Below are 22,240 nucleotides of genomic sequence, written 5' to 3' on the forward strand. Positions count from 1 at the left end.
GCGGCCGCTTACCCTCGTACCCATGGCCGGCCGCTTCGCTCCACGCCCCACCCGCACCACCGTGTGCGGCGGCCATGTCTCCGTACCCGCCCCCAGACCCGCCGACGCCCCGGGCCCCGGCACCGTCCGGCGGTGGACACCGCCGACCCCGTACGACCTCGGCCTCACCCTCGGCCCCCTCCGCCGCGGCCCCGCCGACCCCACCTTCCGCGCGCTCCCCGACGGCTCCGTCTGGCGCACCAGCCGCACCCCCGCCGGTCCCGGCACGCTCAGGGTCGCCGCGCGCGGCGGCGCCGTGGAGGGCGAGGCCTGGGGACCCGGCGCGGACTGGCTGCTCGACCGACTGCCCCAGCTCCTCGGGGCCGACGACGACCCCACCGCCTTCGTCCCCCGCCACCGGATCGTCGCCGCGACCCACCGCCGCCGCGCCGGGTTGCGCCTCGCCCGCACCGGTCTGGTGATGGAGTCGCTGATCCCGTCGATCCTGGAGCAGAAGGTCACGACGGACGAGGCGTACCGCGCCTGGCGCCTTCTCGTTCGCAAGTACGGAGAGCCCGCCCCCGGCCCCGTCCCGGACGGGACGTACGGACTCCATGTCGTACCCGACGCCCGCACCTGGTCGCTCATCCCGTCCTGGGAGTGGCACCGCGCCGGCGTCGACGACAAGCGCGCCGCCACCGTCCTGCGCGTCGCCAAGGTCGCCCGCCGCATGGAGGAGGCGGCGGCGATGGAGCCCGAACTCGCCCAGAAGCGCCTGGAGTTGATCCCCGGCGTCGGCCCCTGGACCTCCGCCGAGACGGTCCAGCGCAGCAACGGCGCCCCCGACGCCGTCAGCGTCGGCGACTACCACCTCCCGAGCATCGTGGGCTACGCCCTCGCGGGCGACCGGACCACCGACGACACGGCCATGCTGGAACTCCTCGCCCCCTACGCGGGCCAGCGGTACCGCGCGGCCCGTCTGATCCTCCTCAGCGGACACACCCCGCCGCGCCGCGCACCGCGCATGACCCCCGGCGACATCGGGACGCTCTGAGCGAAGCCGGCCGGAAGAACGGCGGCGAGGGAGACGCCCTCCGCGAGGAGGCGGCGCGCGAGACCTCAGCGCACCTCGATGAACCGCCCCGCCTGCCGCGCCGGCCGCTCCTTCGGCGGCGCCGCCGCGTGCCCGACCGCGACCGCCCCCATGGGGTCCCAGTCCTCCGGCAGCGCGAGGACCTCCCGTACGACATCGCGGCAGAACATCGTCGAGGACACCCACGCCGAGCCCAGCCGCTCACCGGCCAGCGCCACCAGGAAGTTCTGCACGCCCGCGCCCGCCGCCACGACGAACATCTCGCGCTCCGCCGCGTCCCGGCGCGCGTCGCCGTAGTGGTGGGAGCCGTCCATGACCAGGCAGGGGACGACGAGGTACGGGGCGTTGCGCAGGACGTCGCCGCGGCGCACGCGCTTGGCGACGGACTCGGGCGACTTGCCGTCCCGGCGCAGATCCGCGATCCAGGCGTCCCGCATCGCGTCGAGCAGCCGGGTCCGCGCCCCTTCCGATTCGAGGAGCACGAAACGCCAGGGTGTGGTGTGGTGCGGGGCCGGTGCCGTGACGGCGGCGGCGACGGCCCGCCGTACCGCCCCCGGGTCCACGGGCTCGTCGGTGAACTCCCGGACGGTACGCCGCAGGGCCACCGCCTCCCGTACGGCCTCCGAGGTCCCGAGCCGGAACATGTCGTCGGCGGCGCCCCGGATCAGCGCCCGGGCCCCCTCCTCGACGTCGCCCACCAGGTGCGGCAGCCCACGCACCACGGCGACCGGTGTGCCGTTCGTCTTGCCCTTCACCAGGTCGCCCGCAGCGGCGAGTTCGTCGGCGGTGGCGACGACGGTGGCGCCGAGCGGGTTGCCGTGGGTGTCCGTGCCGCCGCGCAGGTCGTCGAGGACCCGCACTCCGGCCGCGCCGATGGCCACGTCCGTCAGACCGCTGCGCCAGGGCCGGCCGAAGGTGTCCGTGACGACGACCCCGACGTCGACCCCGAGCGCGTCCCGCAGACCGTCCCGGAGCGCGCGGGCCGAGGCGTCCGGGTCGACCGGCAGCAACAGCACGGTTCCGGCGGGAGTGTTGGAGGCGTCGACCCCGGCGGCGGCCATGACGAGCCCCTGCCGGTTCTCGACGATCCGGAGGGTGCCGCGCCGCGCGACCACCCGTACGGTCTCGGCGTCGATCGCCTCCTCCCGGTCGTCGGCGGCGATCACCCGCCCCTCGGCCTTGCTCACGATCTTCGAGGTGACGAGCAGGACGTCCCCGTCACGCAGACCGGGGGAGACGGAGGCGATGAGCTTGGCGAGATCGTCCCCCGCCTTGACCTCGGGCAGCCCGTCCACCGCCCACACCCGAAAAGCGGCGCCGGTGTCCCGGCCTGGCTCCCCGGTGTCCCGGCCCCGCTCCCCGGCGTCCCGCTCGACGGCCCCCCGCTCCGCCGCCCCCGTCATCCCCGGACCTCCTCCGCCAGCGCCAGCGCCTCGCGCGCCATCGCCGTCGTCGCGTCCAGGTCCGTCATCATCAGCGGCACCGCCCGGCAGCGGATCCCCGCCGCCTCGACGTCCGCGACCGTGCCCGCGTCCACCGTGTCGACCAGCCAGCCGTCGAGCAGCCCCGAGCCGTAGTGCTGGGCGACCGCCGCCGCCGTCGCCTCCACGCCGACCGCCGCCAGGACCTTGTCGGCCATGCCGCGCACGGGCGCGCCGCCGACGATGGGGGAGAGGCCGACCACCGGCACGTCCGCCTCGGCGATCGCCTCGCGGATGCCCGGCACGGCCAGGATCGTGCCGACGGACACGACGGGGTTGGACGGCGGGAAGAGGACGACGTCCGCCTCCGCGATCGCCTCCAGGACACCCGGCGCCGGCTTCGCGGCCTCCGCGCCGACCGGCACGACGGCCCGCGCGTCCACGGACGCGCGGAGCCTCACCCAGTACTCCTGGAAGTGCACCGCCCTGGACTCGCCGTCCACGTCGATGGCGACATGGGTCTCGACCCGGTCGTCGGACATCGGAAGGAGCCGGACGCCCGGCCGCCAGCGGGCGCACAGCGCCTCGGTGACGGCGCTCAGCGGATAGCCGGCGCCCAGCATCTGCGTACGGACGATGTGCGTGGCGAAGTCCCGGTCGCCGAGGCCGAACCAGTCCGGTCCGACGCCGTACGCCGCGAGCTCCTCCTTCACCGTGAAGGACTCGTCCTCGCGGCCCCAGCCCTGCTCCTCGTTGATGCCACCGCCGAGGGTGTACATCACCGTGTCGAGGTCGGGGCAGACCTTCAGCCCGAAGAGATGGATGTCGTCACCGGTGTTGCCGATGACCGTGATCTCCGCGTCGGGAGCGGCCTGCTTGAGGCCGCGAAGGAAGCGGGCACCACCGATGCCACCTGCCAGAACCACAATGCGCATACGGACAGTCTGTCAGGGGTGGCGGCCGGGCGGCGGCCGGGCCCGTCAGGCCGGTACGGCGCCCCGGGTCTCCGCGGCGCAGCGGGCCCCGAGGGATTCGTGCATCGGCATCTCGGTGAGGCCCGGGTAGTAGACGTGCAGGCTGACCGCCGGCTCCAGCGAGGCGTTGACGACCTCGTGGACGTACCCCGGCGCGAACACCCGCTGGGCGCCGGCCGTCAGCGTCCTCGCGCCCCGCTCCGTACGCTCCGTCAATTCGCCCCGCAGCACGGTCAGTACGCCGGACGAGGGGCCGTGGTCGTGCGATCCGCTGCCCTGGCCGGGCACCCAGGAGAGCAGCCAGACCTCGTAGCCGGGGCCGGTGCGCAGCCGGTGGTACCAGCGGGTGGTGGCGTCGTACTCGACGTGCGGGGCCCACTGCGCGCGGTCGGCGGCGATGGAGCGGGCGAGCCCGGCGAACTCGGCCACGGTGGCGGGGTGCTCACGCGCGGGCTGGAGGAGGTGCAGGACCTCGAGGAGGTCGCCGGCGATCTGAAGGTCGCTGTCGCTGTTCATGGGTGCGGTGGTTCCTCGGCAGAAGCAGAAGTGTGCAGTGCGGGGTGTCGCGAGAAAGCGGGGGTGACGCGAGAAAACGGGGGTAACGGGGTGACGCGAGAGAGGTGACGCGAGAGATGAAGCTGGCTGGAGCGCTACGGCATCAACAGCTGGGACAGCAACAGCAACAGCGGGCCTGGACAGCGCGGCGGAACCCACGGGCGTGGGTCGCGGAGGGCGCTGAGGTCGCTGGCATGGCAACAAAGGTGACGGGCGGGCGTCCCGACTGTCAACCCAATGCCCGTTTTGGCGGTAATGTTTCACCTCATCCGGTTGCTGCGTCCGGAGAAAGGTTTGTGCAGTCGGGGAGCGGGACACATGGCGCAGCATCGCGCCCGTAAACGCGGCGGGGGTCTTGTGATCAGACTGTGATCCGGATCGCTTCCGTGGCTGGATCGCAACAAGATCCATCTTTCGGGCGTCCTCCTTCATGAGGAGCGCGATACGGCCAGACCGGTGGGAAGTGTCAGGTTTTTGGTGATTTGAACACTTTCCGCATAGCCTTGGTTCCGCAGAGTGAATACCGGGCCCAATAGCAGATTCCGGCTTGACTCGCACAGAGCACGAACTTGTAATTTCACTCGTGTCGTTCGGCCGGAAATCGGCGGCGGCAACATCACGGGGACGCGAAGACAGACGAGGGGCGCACATGACCGAGTTGTTCCAGGAACTGCTGGTCGAGGACGCGGACGAGGAACTCGGCTGGCAGGAGCGCGCACTGTGCGCCCAGACCGATCCCGAGTCCTTCTTCCCCGAGAAGGGCGGCTCGACCCGCGAGGCCAAGAAGGTCTGCCTCGCCTGCGAGGTCCGCTCCGAATGCCTCGAGTACGCCCTGCAGAACGATGAACGCTTCGGCATCTGGGGCGGTCTGTCCGAACGTGAACGACGCCGCCTGAAGAAGGCCGCCGTCTGACCGTCGGGCCGCCGCCGACCGCGCCCGCCGCACCACGCACACCCGCACACGACGAACGGTCCGCCTCCTGTGCTCTGTCCACAGGAGGCGGACCGTTCTCGCTCTCCCGCCGCGCGCGGCCACCGCCCCTCATCGAGGCGCTGGGCGCCGCCCCCGCGTGTCTGCCGTTAGTGTGGGGCCCCGTCCGAGACGCACTCACGCCCCCCGCGGGCGACCCCGGCCGGAGGGCCCGTACCTCGATGTCCTCAACTCCCGAGTTTCCGCGACACGTCGTCACCGCCGTGCTCGTCGCCCACGACGGCGCGCGCTGGCTGCCGGACGCCCTCGCCGGGCTGCTCACCCAGGAACGCCCCGTTCAGAACGTCGTCGCCGCCGACACCGGCAGCGCCGACGACTCCGCGCGGCTGCTCGCCGACGCGATCGGTGCCGACCGGGTGCTCCACCTCGCCCGCCGTACGGGCTTCGGCGCCGCCGTCGAGGAGGCCGCCCGCACCGCGCCCCTGCTCGGACCCGAGGAACTCCCCTATCTGAAGCGGCCCAGCGGCTGGGACCCCGTCAGCCGGACCTGGCGCGACGACGCCTACGACATGCCGGAGCTCCCGCACGGCGAGCCCGTGCAGTGGCTCTGGCTGCTCCACGACGACTGCGCCCCCGAACCCGACGCGCTCGCCGAACTGCTGCGCGTCGCCGACTCCGACGCGTACGCCGCCGTCGTCGGCCCCAAGCTCCGCGGCTGGTACGACCGCAAGCAGCTGCTGGAAGCCGGCGTCTCCATCGCCCGCAGCGGCCGCCGCTGGACCGGCCTGGACCGCCGCGAACAGGACCAGGGCCAGCACGACCAGGTCCGCTCCGTCCTGTCCGTCTCCAGCGCCGGCATGCTCGTCCGCCGCGACGTCTTCGAGGAGCTCGGCGGCTTCGACCGGCGCCTGCCCCTGATGCGCGACGACGTCGACCTGTGCTGGCGCGCCCACTCCGCCGGCCACCGCGTCCTCGTCGCCCCCGACGCCGTCCTGCGGCACGCCGAGGCCTCCGCCCGCGAACGCCGCACCGTCGACTGCGCCGGCCGGTCCGTGACCAACCCGCACCGCGTCGACAAGGCCGGCGCCGTCTACACCCTCCTCGCCAACGCCCGCGGCGCGGTCCTGCCCTACGTCCTGGTCCGGCTCATCCTCGGCACCCTGCTGCGCACCCTCGCCTACCTCGTCGGCAAGGTCCCCGGCCAGGCCGTCGACGAGGTCATGGGCCTCTTCGCCACCCTGCTGCGCCCCGAGAAGATCCTCGCCGCCCGCAGACGCCGCAAGAACCCCGCCGTCGCCGCGAGCGAACTGCGCCCGCTCTTCCCGCCGCCCGGCGCCACCGTCCGCGCCACCGTCGAACAGGTCGTCGCCAACTTCGGCGGCTCCGACGCCGACTCCGGCGGCTCCCGGCACGGCGCCGTCGAATCCGGGCCCGGCGGCGACGACGCCGACTTCATGGAGATCGAGCAGTTCGCCCGGCTGAAGAAGATCGCCCGCAAACCGGGACCGCTCCTCTTCGCCGTCCTCCTGCTCGTCTCCGTGGTCGCCTGCCGCGGCCTGTTCGGAGGCGGCTCGCTCGCCGGCGGAGCCCTGCTGCCCGCCCCCGACTCGGTCTCCGCGCTCTGGGGCCGGTACGCCGACGCCTGGCACGCCCTCGGCACCGGCGGCACCCAGACCGCACCGCCCTACCTCGCCGTGCTCGCCGGACTCTCCGCGCTCTTCCTCGGCTCCACCTCCTTCGCGCTGACCCTGCTGCTCGTCTGCTCGGTCCCGCTGGCCGGTATCACCGCCTACTTCGCGGCCCGCCCGATCGTCGAGTCCCGGCTGCTGCGCGCATGGGGCTCCATCGCGTACGCCTTCCTGCCCGCCGCCACCGGAGCGCTCGCCACCGGACGCCTGGGCACCGCCGTCCTCGCGATCCTGCTGCCGCTCATCGCGCGCGCCGCCGTCGCCGCCGCCGGACTCCACCGTCCCGACCGGGCCGGCTGGCGCGCCACCTGGGCCTACACCTTCCTGCTGACCCTCGCGATGGCGTTCACCCCGATCGTCTGGCCCCTCGCGGTCGTCCTCGGCATCGGCGTGCTCGTCCTGCGCCGCGACGACATCACCGCGTACGCACTGCGCTTCCTCGCCACCGTCGGCACCCCACTCCTCGTCCTCGCCCCCTGGTCGCTCTCCCTGCTGACCAGCCCCTCCGCCTTCCTGCGCGAGGCCGGGCTCGACATCCGTACGGAAGCGGCCTCCGCCCTCGATCTGCTCGGGACCAGCCCGGGCGGCCCGGGGACCGTCGGCGGTCTCCTGCTGATCGGCATCGTGCTGGCCGCCCTGGCCGCGCTGCTGCGCGAGGAGCGGCAGTTCGCCGTCCGTACGGCCTGGGCCGCCGCGCTCGCCGGGCTGCTGTTCGCCGCGCTGTCCAACGGCGCGGGCGGCACGGGCTGGGCCGGACCCGCCACCCTCGTCTACGGCGCCGCCCTGCTCGCCGCCGGCATGGTCGGAGCGGAGGGCGGCCGCACCCGCGTCGCCGCCCACGGCTTCGGCTGGCGCCAGCCCGTCGCGGCCCTCATCGCCCTCGCCGCCGCCCTCGGACCGGTCACGGCCGCGGTCACCTGGATGATCGCCGGCGCCGACGGCCCGCTGACCCGGCGCGACCCGGTGCAGGTACCGGCGTTCGTCGCCGAGGAGAGCGGCACCCGCGACCAGCCCCGCACCCTGATCCTCGGCGGCACGTCGCCCGGCCAGGTCGCGTACACCCTGGTCCGCGGCTCCGGCGGCCGCCTCGGCGACGCCGAACTCACCGCCGCCGCCGACGGCGACCCCCTGCTCGACAAGGTCGTCGCCCACCTCGTGGCCGGCTCCGGCGCCGACCAGACCGCGGAGCTCAGCGGATTCGCCATCCGCTACGTCCTCGTACGGGACGGGTCACCGCGCCAGATGAGCCGCGTCCTCGACGCCACCCCCGGCCTCAGCCGGCTCAGCCAGCTCGACGGCAGCGCGCTGTGGCGCGTCGACCGCGAGGTCGCCCGCGCGACGATCGTCCCCGCCGCCAAGGCCGACGGCGCCGGCACGGACACGACCCGGCCGGTCGCCGTCGCCGCCGGACCCGTCGAGGCGCACACCGACATCCCGGCAGGCCCCGCCGGCCGCGTCCTGCGCATCGCCGACCGCGCCGACGACGGCTGGACCGCCACCCTCGACGGCGAGGCGCTCGAGAAGACCACCGTCGACGGCTGGGCCCAGGGCTTCCGACTGCCCGCCGAGGGCGGCCGCCTCGACCTCACGTACGACGAGCCGCTCACCCACACCGCGTGGATCTGGACCCAGGCCGGACTCGCCGTCGTCCTGCTCGTCCTCGCCCTGCCCGGCCGGCGCCGCGAGATCGACGACGACCTGCCCGAGGAGGAGGTCGCCGTCCCCACCCAGGCTGTGGAGGGCGACGGCCGCCGCGCCCGCCGGCTCCGCGCCGCCGCCGAGGCGGCCGAGGCGGCCGAGGCGGAGCAGACCCCTGAGCCGGCGCCCGAGCCGGTCCCGGTCCCCGACCAGCGGGAGTACGCGGCGGAGGACTGGCAGCAGCAACAGCAGGACCAGTACGCCCAGCAGGGTTACTACCCGCAGTACACGGAGTACGCGACCGACCCGTACCAGCAGCAGTACCCGCAGCAGGGCTACGACCAGCAGCCGCAGCAGTACGACCCGTACCAGCAGCAGGGCTACGACCAGCAGCAGCAGTCGCAGCAGCCGGGCCACGAGCAGCAGCAGCCTGGCTACGACGACCAGCAGACGCAGCAGCAGCCGTACGAGCAGCAGCAGTACGACCCGTACACCTACGGGTACGACCCCGAGCAGCAGCGTCCCGACGGGAGCAGCAACCAGTGAAGCGCACCACCCTCTCCCTGATCGCGGTCGCCACGGCCCTCGCGGCCGTCACCGGCTTCGCCGCCCTGACCGCGCCCGACGGCACCACCACGACCACCCTCGCCGCCAAGCTGCCCGTGCCCGTGGAGCGCTCCAGCCTGCTGTGCCCCGCGCCCAGCACGTCCGAGGTGGCCGAGACGGTCTACACGTCGTACACCCCCACGGCGAAGATCGGCACAACGGTGCCGGGCAAGGCCGCCACGAAGAAGGCCGAGCTGAAGCCCGCCCAGGCCGCCGCCACGCCCGTCGACGACAAGCCGAAGAAGCCCGTGGCCGCCAAGGCGCCGGCCACCGTCGCCGAACCCGGCAAGCCCGTCACCGCCGAGGCGAACGGCGGCAACGCCCCCGCCCTGACCGGCTCGGCGACCGGCGCTCTCGCCCCCGGCTGGACCGTCCAGCAGACCACCGTCGTCCCCGCGGGCGGCGCCCGCGGCCTCCTCGGCGTCTCCTGCACGGCCCCCGACACGGACTTCTGGTTCCCGGCCGCCTCCACGGCCAAGGAACGCCAGGACTACGTCCACCTCACCAACCCCGACGACACCGCCGCCGTCGCCGACATCGAGCTGTACGGCCCCGAGGGCGCGCTCCCGTCGCAACTCACCGAGGGCATCCCGGTCCCCGCGCACTCCAGCGTCCCCGTCCTGCTCTCCACGCTCACCGGCGAGGCGGCGAAGCCCGACGTCACCGTCCATGTGACCACCCGCAGCGGCCGCGTCGGCGCGGTCATCCGCTCCGCCGACGAGAAGCTCGGCAGCGACTGGCTCCCCGCCTCGGCCGACCCGGCCGCCCGTGCCGTCCTGCCCGGCATCCCGAAGGACGCCACCTCGGTGCGCCTGGTGGCGTACGCGCCGGGACAGGACGACGCCGACCTGAAGATCCAGCTGGTCGGCCAGAGCGGCACGATCGTGCCGGCGAGCGCCCAGTCCCTCCACGTGAAGTCGGGCATGACCGCGGCCGTCGATCTCCCGGACCTCACCCGCGGCGAGCCCGGCTCCCTGCTGCTCACCCCCACGGACCCCAAGAAGGCCACGCCCGTGGTCGCCGCCCTGCGGGTCGTCCGCGGCAAGGGCGACGAACAGGAGGTCGCCTTCATCCCGGCGACCTCGGCGATCACCTCCCGCGCCACCGTCGCCGACAACCGCGCGGCGGGTTCGACGCTCTCCCTGACCGCCCCCGGCGAGACCGCCGAGGTCCGGGTCACCGCCTCCGCGGGCTCGGAGGGCGGCACGCCGGTCTCCAAGACCTTCACGGTCAAGGGCGGTACGACGACGGCCGTGACCCCGCCGGTGCCGGAGGGCCTGAAGGGCTCCTACGCGCTGACCGTGGAGCGCCTCTCGGGCGGACCCGTCCACGCGGCGCGCACGCTGGCCCTCCCGGAGGACGGCATCCCCATGTTCACGGTCCAGACGCTGTCCGACGACCGGGGCACGGTCGAGGTCCCGACGGCGGAGCAGGACCTCTCCGTCCTGGACGACTGACGCCCGTGCCGGGCAGGCCTCTCAGTCCCGTCCGGCCCGCCTGGCCGTCAGCCCGCCCGTACGGTCAGTCCTGGCCGTACCGGGGGTCGACCGACTCGGGGGAGAGGCCCAGCAGCTCCGCCACCTGCTCCACCACGACCTCGTGGACGAGCAGCGCCCGCTCGTCGCGGCTCTTGGAGCGGATCTCCACCGGCCGCCGGTAGACGACGACCCGCGCGGGACCGCTCTTCTCCGCGGGCATCGAACCCCCCAGGGGAACGGCCTCGCCCGGCACCGACGGCGGCACGTCGAGCACCATGAACTCGACGTCCGCCAGCTGCGGCCAGCGCCGCTCCAGCCGCTCCACGGAGTCCAGGACCAGATCGCGGAACGTGTCCGCCCGGCTCGCCGACAGCGGGACCTGCGGCGGCGCGACCGGCCCCCGCATCCCGCGCCCGTGACGGTCGCGGCGACGCGTCCTCGGCTCCGCCGGCACCCGGCTCGACTCCGCCGGGCCGGACTCCGTACGGGCCGGATCCATCGGCTGGGATCCCGCCAGGTCCGAAGCCGTCGGGTCGGACTCCGTGGGGCGGGACGAGGGGCGCGGCGGCACAGGACTGTCCATCACTGACGCAGCGTAACTCTCCTCGGTGTTCCACGACCGTGGCGCACGCGCGCAGGCTCCGTATCGGGCCGAACCGCCCTGTCGTTTGTTGAGCGTTCCGGCCAAGCGACGGCGCGATTCGGTATGCCCCGACGATCGGCCATCTGGCCGTGGTTGACCGGATTCGCATCGACCGCTGTCCGGATCGCCCGTGCTCCCGGTGCCCCGTACGCTCCTCCCGCGCAGGTCACGACGGCAGTCCCAGGAGGGCCCGTGTCCGACGTCACACCGCGACACGGTGGAGTGACCTGGTGGAGAGTCGTCGCGGCCCGCTCAAGAGTGCGGTACCGTCCAACGTCGTGAGCCCTGTACGTCGCTGTTCGCGCACCGCGTGCGGCCGCCCTGCCGTCGCGACACTGACGTACGTCTATGCCGACTCGACTGCGGTCCTCGGCCCGCTCGCCACCTACGCCGAGCCCCACTGCTACGACCTGTGCGCCGAGCACAGCGAGCGCCTCACCGCCCCGCGCGGCTGGGACGTCGTGCGGCTCACCGACGGCTCCGCGCCGTCCCGCCCGAGCGGCGACGACCTCGAAGCCCTCGCCAACGCGGTACGGGAGGCGGCCCGCCCCCAGGAGCGCGCCGCCGAGGCCGGCGGCAAGGGCGGCGGCCGTGGCGGGAACCCGATGGAGGTCGGACGCCGCGGACATCTGCGGGTCCTGCGCTCCCCCGACTCCTGAGCCGCCTGAGCTCCCTGAGCCGCGCACGGTGCCGGAGCGCGCTCCCCGGGGCACCGGCGGAAACCGGACCCACCGACCCCTCGGTCTGCTGCGCCCCACCCCACCCCGGGTAGTTTGGGCGTTCCGTACACGCGCCGCTTACGCGTGCAGAGACTTCAGGAGGGTTGTTCCGTGGCTGCTGATCTGTCGCAGATCGTGAAGGCGTACGACGTCCGCGGGGTGGTGCCGGATCAGTGGGACGAGGGTCTCGCCGAGCTCTTCGGCGCCGCGTTCGTACGAGTCACGGGCGCGGACGCCATCGTCGTCGGCCATGACATGCGGCCCTCCTCGCCGGGCCTGTCCGGCGCCTTCGCGCGCGGCGCGGCCCGCCTCGGCTGCGACGTCACGCTGATCGGGCTCTGCTCGACGGACCAGCTGTACTTCGCCTCCGGGCAGCTGAACCTGCCGGGCGCGATGTTCACGGCCTCGCACAACCCGGCCCAGTACAACGGCATCAAGATGTGCCGCGCCGGCGCCGCCCCGGTCGGCCAGGACACCGGCCTCGCCGAGATCCGCACCCTGGTCGAGCAGTGGTCGGAGCAGGGCGCCCCCGAGGCCGCCGCCCCCGGCACGGTCACCGAGCGGGAGACCCTCGGCGACTACGCCACGTACCTCAGGTCGCTGGTCGACCTCACCGCCATCCGCCCGCTGAAGGTCGTCGTGGACGCCGGCAACGGCATGGGCGGCCACACCGTCCCGACCGTCCTCGGGGGCCTCCCGCTGGACGTCGTGCCGATGTACTTCGAGCTCGACGGCACCTTCCCGAACCACGAGGCCAACCCGCTCGACCCGAAGAACATCGTCGACCTCCAGGCCCGCGTCCGCGCCGAGGGCGCCGACCTCGGCCTCGCCTTCGACGGCGACGCCGACCGCTGCTTCGTCGTCGACGAGCGCGGCGAGCCGGTCTCCCCGTCCGCGATCACGGCCCTGGTCGCCGCCCGCGAGCTGGCCAAGCACCCCGGCGGCACGGTCATCCACAACCTGATCACCTCCTGGTCGGTGCCGGAGGTCGTGCGCGAGAACGGCGGCACGCCGGTCCGCACCCGCGTCGGTCACTCCTTCATCAAGGAGGAGATGGCCAGGACCGGCGCCATCTTCGGCGGCGAGCACTCCGCCCACTACTACTTCAAGGACTTCTGGAACGCCGACACGGGCATGCTCGCCGCGCTCCACGTCCTGGCGGCCCTCGGCGGCCAGGAGGGCACGCTGTCCGAGCTGGTCTCCGCGTACGACCGCTACGCCTCCTCCGGCGAGATCAACTCCACCGTCGCCGACCAGACCGCGCGGATGGCGGCGGTCAAGGCCGCCTACGAGGGCGCGGACGGCGTCACCCTCGACGAGCTGGACGGGCTGACGGTGACGGCCGAGGACTGGTGGTTCAACCTCCGCGCCTCCAACACCGAGCCGCTGCTGCGCCTGAACGTCGAGGCCCGCGACGAGGCCACCGCGGCCAAGCTGCGCGACGAGGTCCTCGCCCTGGTCCGCGCGACCGACTGACGGCGGGACCCCGGATTCCGGGGCTTGCTGGGATTCCGGGGAGCCCGGATTCCGCCGGGACGGACGGGGCACGCCGCGAGCCGCGCGCCCCGTCCCCCGGCGGTAGGCTGACCTGGCCCAAAGGCAGCACCATCATCGTTTGTTCGAAGGGACACCTCATGCCGCTCGAAGCCGGCCTCCTGGAGATCCTGGCCTGCCCGGCCTGCCACGCGCCGCTCAACGACCGGACGGCGGCCGAGACCCCCGAGCTGGTCTGCACGGGCGACGGCTGCGGTCTGGCCTACCCGGTCCGCGACGGCATCCCGGTCCTCCTGGTCGACGAGGCCCGCCGCCCGCGGTGAGGGCCGGGCGGTGGCCGCCGACGGCGGCACCGCCCACGGGAAGCCCCGCACCTCCGTGTGCTCAGCCGCACGGGCGGTGCGGTTGGGAAGAAGAACCCCCGGCCGTAGGCCGGGTCCACGCACCGGCCCGCACCCGCCCCGCCCCGGAGGCCCCATGCTGGACGAGACCCTCCTCGACGCCCCGGACGCCCTCGCCGTCGCCGACCGCCGCGGCCTGCTGCGCGGCGCCGCCGAAGCGGGCGCCCGCGTCCGGACCGCCGCCCGCCACGCCGCCGAGGCCGGCGTCTCCGAGCTCCGCCCCGAGGGCCGCCCCCGCGCCGTCCTCGTCGCGGGCCCCGGCACCGCCGCCGCCGGCGTCGCCGATCTGATCGGCTCCCTCGCCGGCGCCGCCGCCCCCGTCATCCGCCTCCAGCCCACCGGCGTCGCCGCCGCGGCCGGCGCCCTGCGCTGGGCCCTCCCCGGCTGGGCGGGCTCCGTGGACCTCCTCCTGATCCCCACGACCGACGGATCCGAGCCGGGCCTCGCCCTCCTCGCCGAGCAGGCGTACCGCCGCGGCATCACCGTCGTCGCCGTCGCCCCCAGCACCTCCCCGCTCGCCGAGACCGTCAACGGCTCCCACGGCCTGCTCGTGCCCATGGCCACGGCCCCGTACGACACGGCCGAGGAGACCGCCGACGACCTCGCCGCCGGGCCCAGCGCCCTGTGGGCCCTGTTCACCCCGCTCCTCGTGCTGCTCGACCGGGTCGGCCTCCTCGAAGCGCCCCCGGAGACCCTGGAGAAGGTCGCCGACCGCCTCGACCGTACGGCCGAGCGCTGCGGACCGGCCATCGCCACCTACAGCAACCCGGCCAAGACCCTCGCCGCCGAGCTCGCCGACTCGCTGCCGCTGATCTGGACCGAAGGCGCCGCCGCGGGCCCGGCCGGCCGCCGCTTCGCCGCCGTCCTGGCCGAGCTGGCGGGACTGCCCGCGCTCGCCGCGGACCTCCCCGAGGCCCTGCCCGCCCACGGCGTCCTGCTCGCCGGCGCCTACGCCGCTGGCGCCGACCCCGACGACTTCTTCCGCGACCGGGTCGACGAGCCGCAGGCCCTGCGCGCCCGGGTCGTACTCCTGCGCGACCGGCCCGCCGGCGGCCTGACCGCCGCCCCCGCCGCCCGCGAACTGGCTCTCAGCCACGAGACGGCCATCAGCGAACTCGAACCCGAGGAGGGCAGCGAGCTGGAGGCCCTCGCCGAACTGCTCGCGGTCACCGACTTCGCCGCCATCTACCTCTCCCTGGCGTCGGCCGGGATCAGCCCACCGCACTGACCCTCGGTCCACCCCCGAACCGGGCCTGGGCACACCCCGCCGGTCGTATGCCGCCCCCACCACTCCGCCGTGTCCCGTGCCGTACCCCGCCGGGACACCCCGCGGACACCACCCGCTGAGACACTCCGCCGACCCACAGCCCGCACTGAGGAAAGCTGGAACGTTCGATGGACCGCCTCGTCAACACCGTCCGCCCCTACGCCTGGGGCTCCACGACGGCCATCCCGGAGCTGCTCGGTACCACCCCCACCGGTGAGCCCCAGGCCGAGATGTGGATGGGCGCCCACCCCGCGGCCCCCTCCCGCACCGAGCGCGGTCCGCTCAACGAGGTCATCGACGCCGATCCCGTACGCGAGCTGGGGGCGCCGACCGTCGACAAGTTCGGCCCGCACCTGCCCTTCCTCCTCAAACTGCTCGCCGCCGGCGCCCCGCTCTCCCTCCAGGTCCACCCCGACCTCGCCCAGGCCAAGGCCGGATTCGCCGCCGAAGAGGCGGCCGGCGTCCCGATCGACGCGCCCCGGCGCAACTACAAGGACGCCAACCACAAGCCCGAACTCATCTGCGCGCTCACACCGTTCACCGGGCTGTGCGGCTTCCGCGACCCCGCCGAGGCCGCCGACACCCTCGCCGCCCTCGGCGTCGACTCCCTCAAGCCCTACGTCGACCTGCTGCACGCCCACCCCGAAGAGGCCGCGCTGCGCGAGGTCCTGACGGCGCTGCTGACCGCCGACCACGAGGAGATGGCGCACACCGTCGCCGAGGCCGCGGCCGCCTCCGCCCGCCTGGGCGGCGCCCACGCCCCGTACGCCTTCCTCGCCCACCACCACCCGTCGGACCCCGGCGTCATCGCCGCCATGCTGCTCAACCCGGTCCGACTCCAGCCCGGCGAAGCCCTCTTCCTCGGCGCAGGCGTCCCGCACGCCTACCTCGACGGCCTCGGCGTCGAGATCATGGCCAACTCCGACAACGTCCTGCGCTGCGGCCTGACCCCGAAGCACGTCGACGTACCGGAGCTGCTGCGGGTCGTCCGCTTCGAGCCTGCCGAGCCGGGAGTCCTGCGACCCGAGGCGTCCGAGTCCGGCGAAGAGGTCTACGACACCCCGATCGACGAGTTCCGCCTCTCCCGTTTCGTACGGGCGGAAGGCGCGGCCCCCAACGACGTCACCGCCACCACCCCGCAGATCCTGCTCGCCGTCTCAGGACGCCCCAAAGCAGGCGAAATCACCCTCGCCGCCGGTGAATCCGTCTTCGTACCGGCGGGCGAAAAGACCCAACTGTCGGGTACGGGAACGGTCTTCCGCGCGACCGTCATGGCCTGATGTAAAAATGTGCGGCCGAACAGCGGCGCCAGCACGGCCGGAGCATCGACGAAGGGAACACGTACACCCATGAGCGCGTCAGGCGGAACCAAGGCGATCGTGGCGGCACTCGCCGCCAACCTCGCCATCGCGGTAGCCAAGTTCGTGGCTTTCCTCTTCAGTGGTTCGTCCTCGATGCTCGCCGAGAGCGTGCACTCGCTCGCCGACTCGGGCAACCAGGGCCTGCTGCTCCTCGGCGGCAAGAAGGCCAAGCGCCAGGCGACCCCGCAACACCCCTTCGGCTACGGCCGCGAACGCTACATCTACGCCTTCCTCGTCTCCATCGTGCTCTTCTCCGTCGGTGGCATGTTCGCCATCTACGAGGGCTACGAGAAGATCAAGCACCCGCACGAGATCGAGGCGTGGTACTGGCCGGTCGGCGTCCTCGTCTTCGCGATCATCGCCGAGACGTTCTCGTTCCGCACGGCCATCAAGGAGTCCAACCAGGTTCGCGGCAACCTGTCCTGGCGCCAGTTCGTCAAGCGCGCCAAGGCGCCCGAGCTGCCGGTCGTCCTCCTGGAGGACCTCGGCGCGCTCGTCGGCCTGATCCTCGCACTGGTCGGCGTCAGCCTGGCGCTCGTCACCGGCGACGGCATCTGGGACGGCATCGGCACGCTGTGCATCGGTGTCCTGCTCATCCTCATCGCGATCGTCCTCGCCGCCGAGACCAAGTCGCTCCTGCTCGGCGAGGCGGCGGGCGTCGACGAGGTGAAGAGGATCGAGGACGCGGTCGTCGACGGCGAGACCGTCAGCCGCCTCATCCACATGCGCACCCTCCACCTCGGCCCCGAGGAGCTCCTCGTCGCCGCCAAGATCGCCGTCCGGCACGGCGACACGGCCGCCCAGGTCGCGACCGCCATCAACGCGGCCGAGGACCGCATCCGCGCCGCCGTCCCGATCGCCCGGGTCATCTACCTGGAGCCGGACATCTACGACGAGACGGCACCCACCTCCGGCGGCGACCCGGCCGAGGCCGCGGGCGGCGTAGGCCACTGACCGGCGGACACGGCCCCGGACCGCCCAGGTCCGGGGCCGTGCCGCACCTCTCTCCCACCCTCCCCGGCCCACGCTCCCGGCCCACGTCGAGGCCCCGATCAAGCACCTGTCCCGGTGCTGTCGAGGCCGGATCCGGCCGAATCCCGCCCCCGGGCGGACTGTGGGTCGCTGCGCCGATCGGTGTAGATTCGTGACAGCCAGACGTCGCTGCTGATGGCGGTCGGGCGGTCCTCTCGGACCGGCCGAGGGAGAGAGGGCCTCCGACGACTGCACCGCGGGAGTACCGGGCATCCGTATGCCCGCGATGCCCCGAAGCGCGGTGTCAGGCGCCGCCCCAACCGACCCTCGAACCCGATTCACGAGGAGCAGCCCAGTCATGACGACTGTCGCCACCCAGCAGGACTTCAAGGTCGCCGACCTGTCCCTGGCCGCCTTCGGCCGCAAGGAGATCACGCTGGCCGAGCACGAGATGCCGGGCCTGATGTCGATCCGCCGCGAGTACGCCGAGCAGCAGCCCCTCGCCGGCGCCCGGATCACGGGCTCCCTGCACATGACCGTGCAGACGGCCGTCCTGATCGAGACCCTGGTCGCCCTCGGCGCCGAGGTCCGCTGGGCCTCCTGCAACATCTTCTCCACCCAGGACCACGCCGCCGCGGCCATCGCCGTCGGCCCCAACGGCACCCCCGAGGCCCCCGCCGGCGTCCCGGTCTTCGCCTGGAAGGGCGAGACCCTGGAGGAGTACTGGTGGTGCACGGAGCAGGCCCTGACCTGGCCGAACACCCCCACCGGCGGCCCGAACATGATCCTGGACGACGGCGGTGACGCCACCCTCCTCGTCCACAAGGGCGTCGAGTTCGAGAAGGCCGGCTCCGCCCCGGACCCGTCCACCGCGGACAGCGAGGAGTACGCCCACATCCTCCGCCTCCTCAACCGCACCCTCGGCGAGAACCCGCAGAAGTGGACCCAGCTGGCGTCCGAGATCCGCGGCGTCACCGAGGAGACCACCACCGGCGTCCACCGCCTGTACGAGATGCAGCAGGCCGGCTCCCTCCTCTTCCCGGCGATCAATGTGAACGACGCCGTGACGAAGTCGAAGTTCGACAACAAGTACGGCTGCCGCCACTCGCTGATCGACGGCATCAACCGCGCCACCGACGTCCTCATCGGGGGCAAGACCGCGGTGGTGTGCGGTTACGGCGACGTCGGCAAGGGCTGCGCCGAGTCCCTGCGCGGCCAGGGCGCCCGCGTCATCGTCACCGAGATCGACCCCATCTGCGCCCTCCAGGCCGCGATGGACGGCTACCAGGTCGCCACCCTCGACGACGTGGTGGAGACGGCGGACATCTTCATCACCACGACCGGCAACAAGGACATCATCATGGCGTCGGACATCGCCAAGATGAAGCACCAGGCCATCGTCGGCAACATCGGCCACTTCGACAACGAGATCGACATGGCCGGCCTGGCCGCGATCCCCGGCATCGTCAAGGACGAGGTCAAGCCGCAGGTCCACACCTGGACCTTCCCCGACGGCAAGGTCGTCATCGTCCTCTCCGAGGGCCGCCTCCTCAACCTGGGCAACGCGACGGGTCATCCCTCGTTCGTGATGTCGAACTCGTTCGCGGACCAGACGCTGGCGCAGATCGAGCTGTTCACGAAGCCGGAGCAGTACCCGACCGACGTGTACGTGCTCCCGAAGCACCTGGACGAGAAGGTCGCCCGTCTCCACCTCGACGCGCTGGGCGTGAAGCTCACGACCCTGCGCCCGGAGCAGGCCGCGTACATCGGCGTCCCGGTCGAGGGCCCGTACAAGCCGGACCACTACCGCTACTGATGCCCCGCCCGACGGCGCCCGCGCACTGACGCCCACCCGTCGACGGCACCCGTAGAGGAACCAGGCAGGCCCCCGCACCCCCGTGTCGGGGGCCTGCCTCGTCCGTCATCCGGCCCGCACCCGGACCCACCGCCCCAGGAAGCACCCCGAGGACCCATGCCCCGCGGCCGTTATTCGCTCCATGACCCGCACGATCACACCCCCCTCGGTGAAGAGCACTTCCACTGCGCACCAGGCCCCTCCGGCTGGCGCTACGTCTCCCAGACCACCACCCCCTCGGGCGACCACGCGGGCTCCGTCGACCTGGCCATCGACGAACTCGGCCGCCCCATCCGACTCGAACTCCATGCCGCGAGCTGGCAGGTCCGCGGCGCCGCCCTCGACGGCGTCACCTGGGTCCGTACCGACCCCACCGGCACCCACGCCACCGAAGGCAATGTGCGCGCCCACGCCTTCACCGGCACGTCCCCGGCGTTCCTCGTCGCGATCACTCGACTTCTGCGTCTCACCCCCGGTTCCCCCGCGACCCGCGTCCGGCTCGTCGCCTTCACGGATCCCGTGCTCGCCCCCCTCACGATCGACCAGTCCTGGGCCCTGGTGAAGAGTGAAGCGCACACCACTGACAACGGCGTGCTGATGGTGGACGAATACCAGGTCAACGCCCTGGACACGGGGGAGCGGCACACGCTCCACATCGCCGGCGACGTGGTCCTCTCCGCCCCCGGCATCGAACTCGAAGCCCTCGAGACCCCGCCGTCCGTCTTCCCCTGAGCCGTCTCAGGTCGTTGCCTAGGCGGGAGGCGCGAACCCCGTCGCGGGCGTGGCAGGCGGCGAAGCGTCATCGGCGCCCGCCCGCTCGCCGGAACCGGCTACGACCGCGGCAGGGGCAGCCGGAGCGACCGGAGCCGCGGGGGGCGCGAAGCCCGCGCTCCCACCGGGCGCCGCCGCAGGCACAGGCATAGGCGCAGGCCCGGCCCCGGACGCCGGCCTCTCGGAGGCGAAGGCACGGCGCGCGTCCCGCGCCTGCCGCTCACCCACGACCCCCGCCAGATAGGCCGCGGCCGGCACACCCGGCGGCGGAGGAGTCCCGGTCCGCGCCACGAGCTCGTCCGCCAGTCGCTCGGCGAGACGCTGCCCCACGACCGGGTCCAACTGGCGCATCCGCGTCAGGTACTGCCGTATCTCCAGCCACAGACCGTCCGGCACGGCCGAGAGATCCAGCCCGGCGAACGCCCCGGCGAGCCACGCCGGGGCGGGCGGAACGGCCGCGCTCCGCGCCGCCGGCACCCGCTCCCGCACGACCAGCGTTCCGGCGAACACATCCCCGATCCGCCGCCCGCGCTCCGACACCAGCGAAGCGATACAGGCGATCACCCCGAACGTCATCATGATCTCCACGACCCCGATCGCCCCGCGCACCAGCGCGTGCCGGAACCGGATCGGCCCCCCGTCGTCGCGTACCACCCGCAGCCCGCACGCCATCTTGCCGAGCGACCGCCCGTGCGTCAGCGTCTCCACCGCGATCGGCGCCCCCACCAGCACCAGTAGGAAGGAGGCGATCGACAGCGCCATCTGCGCGGCCTCGTCCAGCGAAGCCGTGGCGACCGCGAGCCCGAGACTGACCAGCAGATAGGCGCTCCACACCACCACGAGATCGATCAGCAGCGCCAGAGCCCGGCTCGGCAGCCTGGCCGGCCGCAGCCCCAGTACGACGGCGTCCCCCGTCACAACCCCGCTCACGACGCCCACCCTTCTCCGACCTTCCCGACCCCGCTGTACGACAGTCTGCCAAGCTGACCGTCAGCGCGCCGCAGTAGTACGCCCCCGTACGCACCCAGTGCCTGGAGCAGCAGCCGATCATGGACCTCGACGTCTACGTCACCGCCCACCGCGCCGAGTGGGACCGCCTGGACCAGCTCCTGCGCCGGGGCAGGAAGCTCACCGGCGCCGAGGCCGACGAACTCGTCGCCCTCTACCAGCGCACGGCGACCCACCTGTCGCTGATCCAGTCCAGCGCACCGGACCCCATGCTCACGGCCCGGCTCACCCAGCTCGTCGCACGCGCGCGTGCCGCCGTCACCGGCACCCGCCGCGCCTCCTGGCGCGACGCCGTCGGCTTCCTGACGGCCGGCTTCCCGGCCGCGGTCTACCGTTCCCGCCACTGGTGGGTGCCGACCGCCGTCCTCTCCACACTCCTCGCGGCGCTCATCGGCTGGTGGATCGGCACGCACCCGGAGGTCCAGTCGGCGATCGGCGCCCCGGCCGAGCTGCGCGAGATGACCCGCCCCGGCGGCGAGTACGAGACGTACTACTCCAGCCACCCGGCGGCCTCCTTCGCCGCCCAGGTCTGGACGAACAATGCTCAGGCCGCCGCCATGTGCCTGGTCCTGGGCGCCTTTCTCTGCGTCCCGGTGCTCTGGATCCTCTTCCTCAACATGCTGAACCTCGGCGTGGGCATCGGACTCATGTCCTCCGCCGGCCGCCTCGACGTCTTCCTCGGCCTCGTCCTTCCGCACGGCCTCCTGGAACTGACCGCCGTCTTCGTCGCCGCCGGAACCGGCCTCCGCCTCGGCTGGACCGTCATCGACCCCGGCCCCATGACCCGCCGCGCCGCCCTCGCCCAGCAGGGCCGCGCCGCCGTGGGCATGGCCATCGGCCTGGCCCTGGTCCTCTTCGTCTCGGGCCTGATCGAAGGCTTCGTCACCCCGTCCGGCCTCCCCACCTGGGCCCGCATCACCATCGGCATCGCGGCGGAACTCGCATTCCTCGCCTACGTCTATGTCCTGGGCGCCCGCGCGGCCCGCGCCGGCGCCACCGGCGACGTCGAGGAGGCCGACCGCAGCGCCGAGCTGCCGGTGGCCGCGTGATGTGCGGAGGACCCCGCTGACCTGCTAGTCTCCTCTTCGCCCACGGAACCCGTTGACACGGTGGACGTGGGGAGGTAGATTTTAACGGTTGCCGGGGACGGGACACGTCACCAGCGCAACCAGCTAGTATCTAGCTCGCTCCGGTCGGGAACACGGTTTCCACGGAGCCACTCGATTCCTTATTCGAATCACGAAAGCCACCGATTAGGTCGGCCGGAATGAATCTGATAAAGTCGGAATCACCGGAAAGGGAAACGCGAAAGCGAAGAACGGACCGGCAGCCCGCTCCAGCGGGTGGCGGAAACGGAAAACGGATCTGCTAAGCTGGAAACACGAA

At 73.1% G+C, this 22,240-nt stretch carries 18 protein-coding genes; 13 read left to right on the top strand and 5 right to left on the bottom strand.

The features are described from left to right. Positions 1-22: 22 nt before the first annotated feature. Positions 23-1,033: a DNA-3-methyladenine glycosylase family protein gene (locus ACIRB4_RS31170; RefSeq protein WP_403295915.1), complete on the top strand. Its 1,011-nt coding sequence runs from the start codon at positions 23-25 to the stop codon at positions 1,031-1,033. A gap of 65 nt (positions 1,034-1,098) precedes the next feature. Here ACIRB4_RS31170 and ACIRB4_RS31175 read toward each other — a convergent pair whose 3' ends face one another. The 3 genes from ACIRB4_RS31175 to ACIRB4_RS31185 are packed head-to-tail and all read right to left on the bottom strand — an operon-like array spanning position 1,099 to position 3,983. Beyond that, positions 1,099-2,475, bottom strand: coding sequence for a coenzyme F420-0:L-glutamate ligase (locus ACIRB4_RS31175; RefSeq protein WP_403295917.1), 1,377 nt, complete (start codon positions 2,473-2,475; stop codon positions 1,099-1,101). Next, a complete protein-coding gene (gene cofD / locus ACIRB4_RS31180; RefSeq protein WP_403295920.1) occupies positions 2,472-3,428 on the bottom strand; it encodes a 2-phospho-L-lactate transferase in 957 nt (318 codons plus the stop codon). Before cofD ends, ACIRB4_RS31175 begins: the two co-directional genes overlap by 4 nt. A gap of 45 nt (positions 3,429-3,473) precedes the next feature. Continuing rightward, on the bottom strand, positions 3,474-3,983 hold the full coding sequence (locus tag ACIRB4_RS31185) for a cysteine dioxygenase (protein ID WP_403295922.1): 510 nt from the start codon (positions 3,981-3,983) through the stop codon (positions 3,474-3,476). Positions 3,984-4,671: 688 nt separating this feature from the next. On the opposite strand from ACIRB4_RS31185, the gene ACIRB4_RS31190 reads away from it, so the two are divergent. From ACIRB4_RS31190 to ACIRB4_RS31200, 3 genes are all read left to right on the top strand, one after another. Continuing rightward, a complete protein-coding gene (locus ACIRB4_RS31190; RefSeq protein ID WP_015033978.1) occupies positions 4,672-4,935 on the top strand; it encodes a WhiB family transcriptional regulator in 264 nt (87 codons plus the stop codon). Positions 4,936-5,174: 239 nt separating this feature from the next. Further along, positions 5,175-8,825 carry a glycosyltransferase family 2 protein gene (locus tag ACIRB4_RS31195; RefSeq protein WP_403295925.1) on the top strand — a complete coding sequence of 1,217 codons (3,651 nt, stop codon included), beginning with the start codon at positions 5,175-5,177 and terminating at the stop codon, positions 8,823-8,825. Further along, positions 8,822-10,342 (top strand): DUF5719 family protein, encoded by a 1,521-nt coding sequence (locus ACIRB4_RS31200; RefSeq protein ID WP_403295927.1) that lies wholly within the window; start codon positions 8,822-8,824, stop codon positions 10,340-10,342. Before ACIRB4_RS31195 ends, ACIRB4_RS31200 begins: the two co-directional genes overlap by 4 nt. A gap of 64 nt (positions 10,343-10,406) precedes the next feature. Here the strand turns inward: ACIRB4_RS31200 and ACIRB4_RS31205 are convergent, their stop codons facing one another. Then, a complete protein-coding gene (locus tag ACIRB4_RS31205; RefSeq protein WP_403295958.1) occupies positions 10,407-10,862 on the bottom strand; it encodes a metallopeptidase family protein in 456 nt (151 codons plus the stop codon). Between the two features lie 374 nt (positions 10,863-11,236). Here ACIRB4_RS31205 and ACIRB4_RS31210 point away from each other — a divergent pair, with 374 nt between their 5' ends. The 8 genes from ACIRB4_RS31210 to ACIRB4_RS31245 all read left to right on the top strand — a co-directional run bounded on the left by ACIRB4_RS31210 (position 11,237) and on the right by ACIRB4_RS31245 (position 19,807). Beyond that, the gene (locus ACIRB4_RS31210; RefSeq protein ID WP_356896528.1) at positions 11,237-11,665 is read left to right on the top strand and encodes a DUF3499 domain-containing protein; all 429 of its coding nucleotides are present in this window, start codon (positions 11,237-11,239) and stop codon (positions 11,663-11,665) included. Between the two features lie 171 nt (positions 11,666-11,836). Next, positions 11,837-13,201 carry a phosphomannomutase/phosphoglucomutase gene (locus ACIRB4_RS31215; protein ID WP_403295930.1) on the top strand — a complete coding sequence of 455 codons (1,365 nt, stop codon included), beginning with the start codon at positions 11,837-11,839 and terminating at the stop codon, positions 13,199-13,201. A 158-nt stretch (positions 13,202-13,359) separates the two neighbouring features. Continuing rightward, positions 13,360-13,542, top strand: coding sequence for a Trm112 family protein (locus tag ACIRB4_RS31220; RefSeq protein WP_403295933.1), 183 nt, complete (start codon positions 13,360-13,362; stop codon positions 13,540-13,542). Between the two features lie 154 nt (positions 13,543-13,696). After that, on the top strand, positions 13,697-14,848 hold the full coding sequence (locus ACIRB4_RS31225; RefSeq protein ID WP_403295936.1) for an SIS domain-containing protein: 1,152 nt from the start codon (positions 13,697-13,699) through the stop codon (positions 14,846-14,848). Between the two features lie 167 nt (positions 14,849-15,015). Further along, positions 15,016-16,167: a mannose-6-phosphate isomerase, class I gene (gene manA, locus ACIRB4_RS31230; RefSeq protein ID WP_403295939.1), complete on the top strand. Its 1,152-nt coding sequence runs from the start codon at positions 15,016-15,018 to the stop codon at positions 16,165-16,167. Positions 16,168-16,236: 69 nt separating this feature from the next. Beyond that, positions 16,237-17,202 (top strand): cation diffusion facilitator family transporter, encoded by a 966-nt coding sequence (locus ACIRB4_RS31235; protein WP_403295941.1) that lies wholly within the window; start codon positions 16,237-16,239, stop codon positions 17,200-17,202. 376 nt (positions 17,203-17,578) lie between these two features. Continuing rightward, positions 17,579-19,036 carry an adenosylhomocysteinase gene (gene ahcY / locus ACIRB4_RS31240; RefSeq protein ID WP_403295944.1) on the top strand — a complete coding sequence of 486 codons (1,458 nt, stop codon included), beginning with the start codon at positions 17,579-17,581 and terminating at the stop codon, positions 19,034-19,036. Positions 19,037-19,192: 156 nt separating this feature from the next. Further along, positions 19,193-19,807 carry a hypothetical protein gene (locus ACIRB4_RS31245; protein ID WP_403295947.1) on the top strand — a complete coding sequence of 205 codons (615 nt, stop codon included), beginning with the start codon at positions 19,193-19,195 and terminating at the stop codon, positions 19,805-19,807. An 18-nt stretch (positions 19,808-19,825) separates the two neighbouring features. Here ACIRB4_RS31245 and ACIRB4_RS31250 read toward each other — a convergent pair whose 3' ends face one another. Then, entirely contained in the window at positions 19,826-20,776 is a 951-nt protein-coding gene (locus ACIRB4_RS31250; RefSeq protein ID WP_403295950.1) for an RDD family protein, read from the bottom strand. A gap of 119 nt (positions 20,777-20,895) precedes the next feature. Between ACIRB4_RS31250 and ACIRB4_RS31255 the strand changes: the two genes are divergently transcribed. Then, on the top strand, positions 20,896-21,903 hold the full coding sequence (locus ACIRB4_RS31255; protein WP_403295953.1) for a stage II sporulation protein M: 1,008 nt from the start codon (positions 20,896-20,898) through the stop codon (positions 21,901-21,903). The last annotated feature ends 337 nt before the right edge of the window (positions 21,904-22,240 follow it).

The sequence above is a fragment of the Streptomyces sp. NPDC093600 genome (assembly GCF_044764755.1).
In the GTDB taxonomy this organism is placed as follows: domain Bacteria; phylum Actinomycetota; class Actinomycetes; order Streptomycetales; family Streptomycetaceae; genus Streptomyces.

Coding starts and splice junctions, on each gene's coding strand:
- ACIRB4_RS31170 (WP_403295915.1), top strand. CDS start 23: ATGGCCGGCCGCTTCGCTCCACGCCCCACCCGCACCACCGTGTGCGGC.
- ACIRB4_RS31205 (WP_403295958.1), bottom strand. CDS start 10,862: ATGGATCCGGCCCGTACGGAGTCCGGCCCGGCGGAGTCGAGCCGGGTG.
- ACIRB4_RS31185 (WP_403295922.1), bottom strand. CDS start 3,983: ATGAACAGCGACAGCGACCTTCAGATCGCCGGCGACCTCCTCGAGGTC.
- cofD (WP_403295920.1), bottom strand. CDS start 3,428: ATGCGCATTGTGGTTCTGGCAGGTGGCATCGGTGGTGCCCGCTTCCTT.
- ACIRB4_RS31175 (WP_403295917.1), bottom strand. CDS start 2,475: ATGACGGGGGCGGCGGAGCGGGGGGCCGTCGAGCGGGACGCCGGGGAG.
- ACIRB4_RS31255 (WP_403295953.1), top strand. CDS start 20,896: ATGGACCTCGACGTCTACGTCACCGCCCACCGCGCCGAGTGGGACCGC.
- manA (WP_403295939.1), top strand. CDS start 15,016: ATGGACCGCCTCGTCAACACCGTCCGCCCCTACGCCTGGGGCTCCACG.
- ACIRB4_RS31235 (WP_403295941.1), top strand. CDS start 16,237: ATGAGCGCGTCAGGCGGAACCAAGGCGATCGTGGCGGCACTCGCCGCC.
- ACIRB4_RS31245 (WP_403295947.1), top strand. CDS start 19,193: ATGCCCCGCGGCCGTTATTCGCTCCATGACCCGCACGATCACACCCCC.
- ACIRB4_RS31195 (WP_403295925.1), top strand. CDS start 5,175: ATGTCCTCAACTCCCGAGTTTCCGCGACACGTCGTCACCGCCGTGCTC.
- ACIRB4_RS31220 (WP_403295933.1), top strand. CDS start 13,360: ATGCCGCTCGAAGCCGGCCTCCTGGAGATCCTGGCCTGCCCGGCCTGC.
- ACIRB4_RS31190 (WP_015033978.1), top strand. CDS start 4,672: ATGACCGAGTTGTTCCAGGAACTGCTGGTCGAGGACGCGGACGAGGAA.
- ACIRB4_RS31225 (WP_403295936.1), top strand. CDS start 13,697: ATGCTGGACGAGACCCTCCTCGACGCCCCGGACGCCCTCGCCGTCGCC.
- ahcY (WP_403295944.1), top strand. CDS start 17,579: ATGACGACTGTCGCCACCCAGCAGGACTTCAAGGTCGCCGACCTGTCC.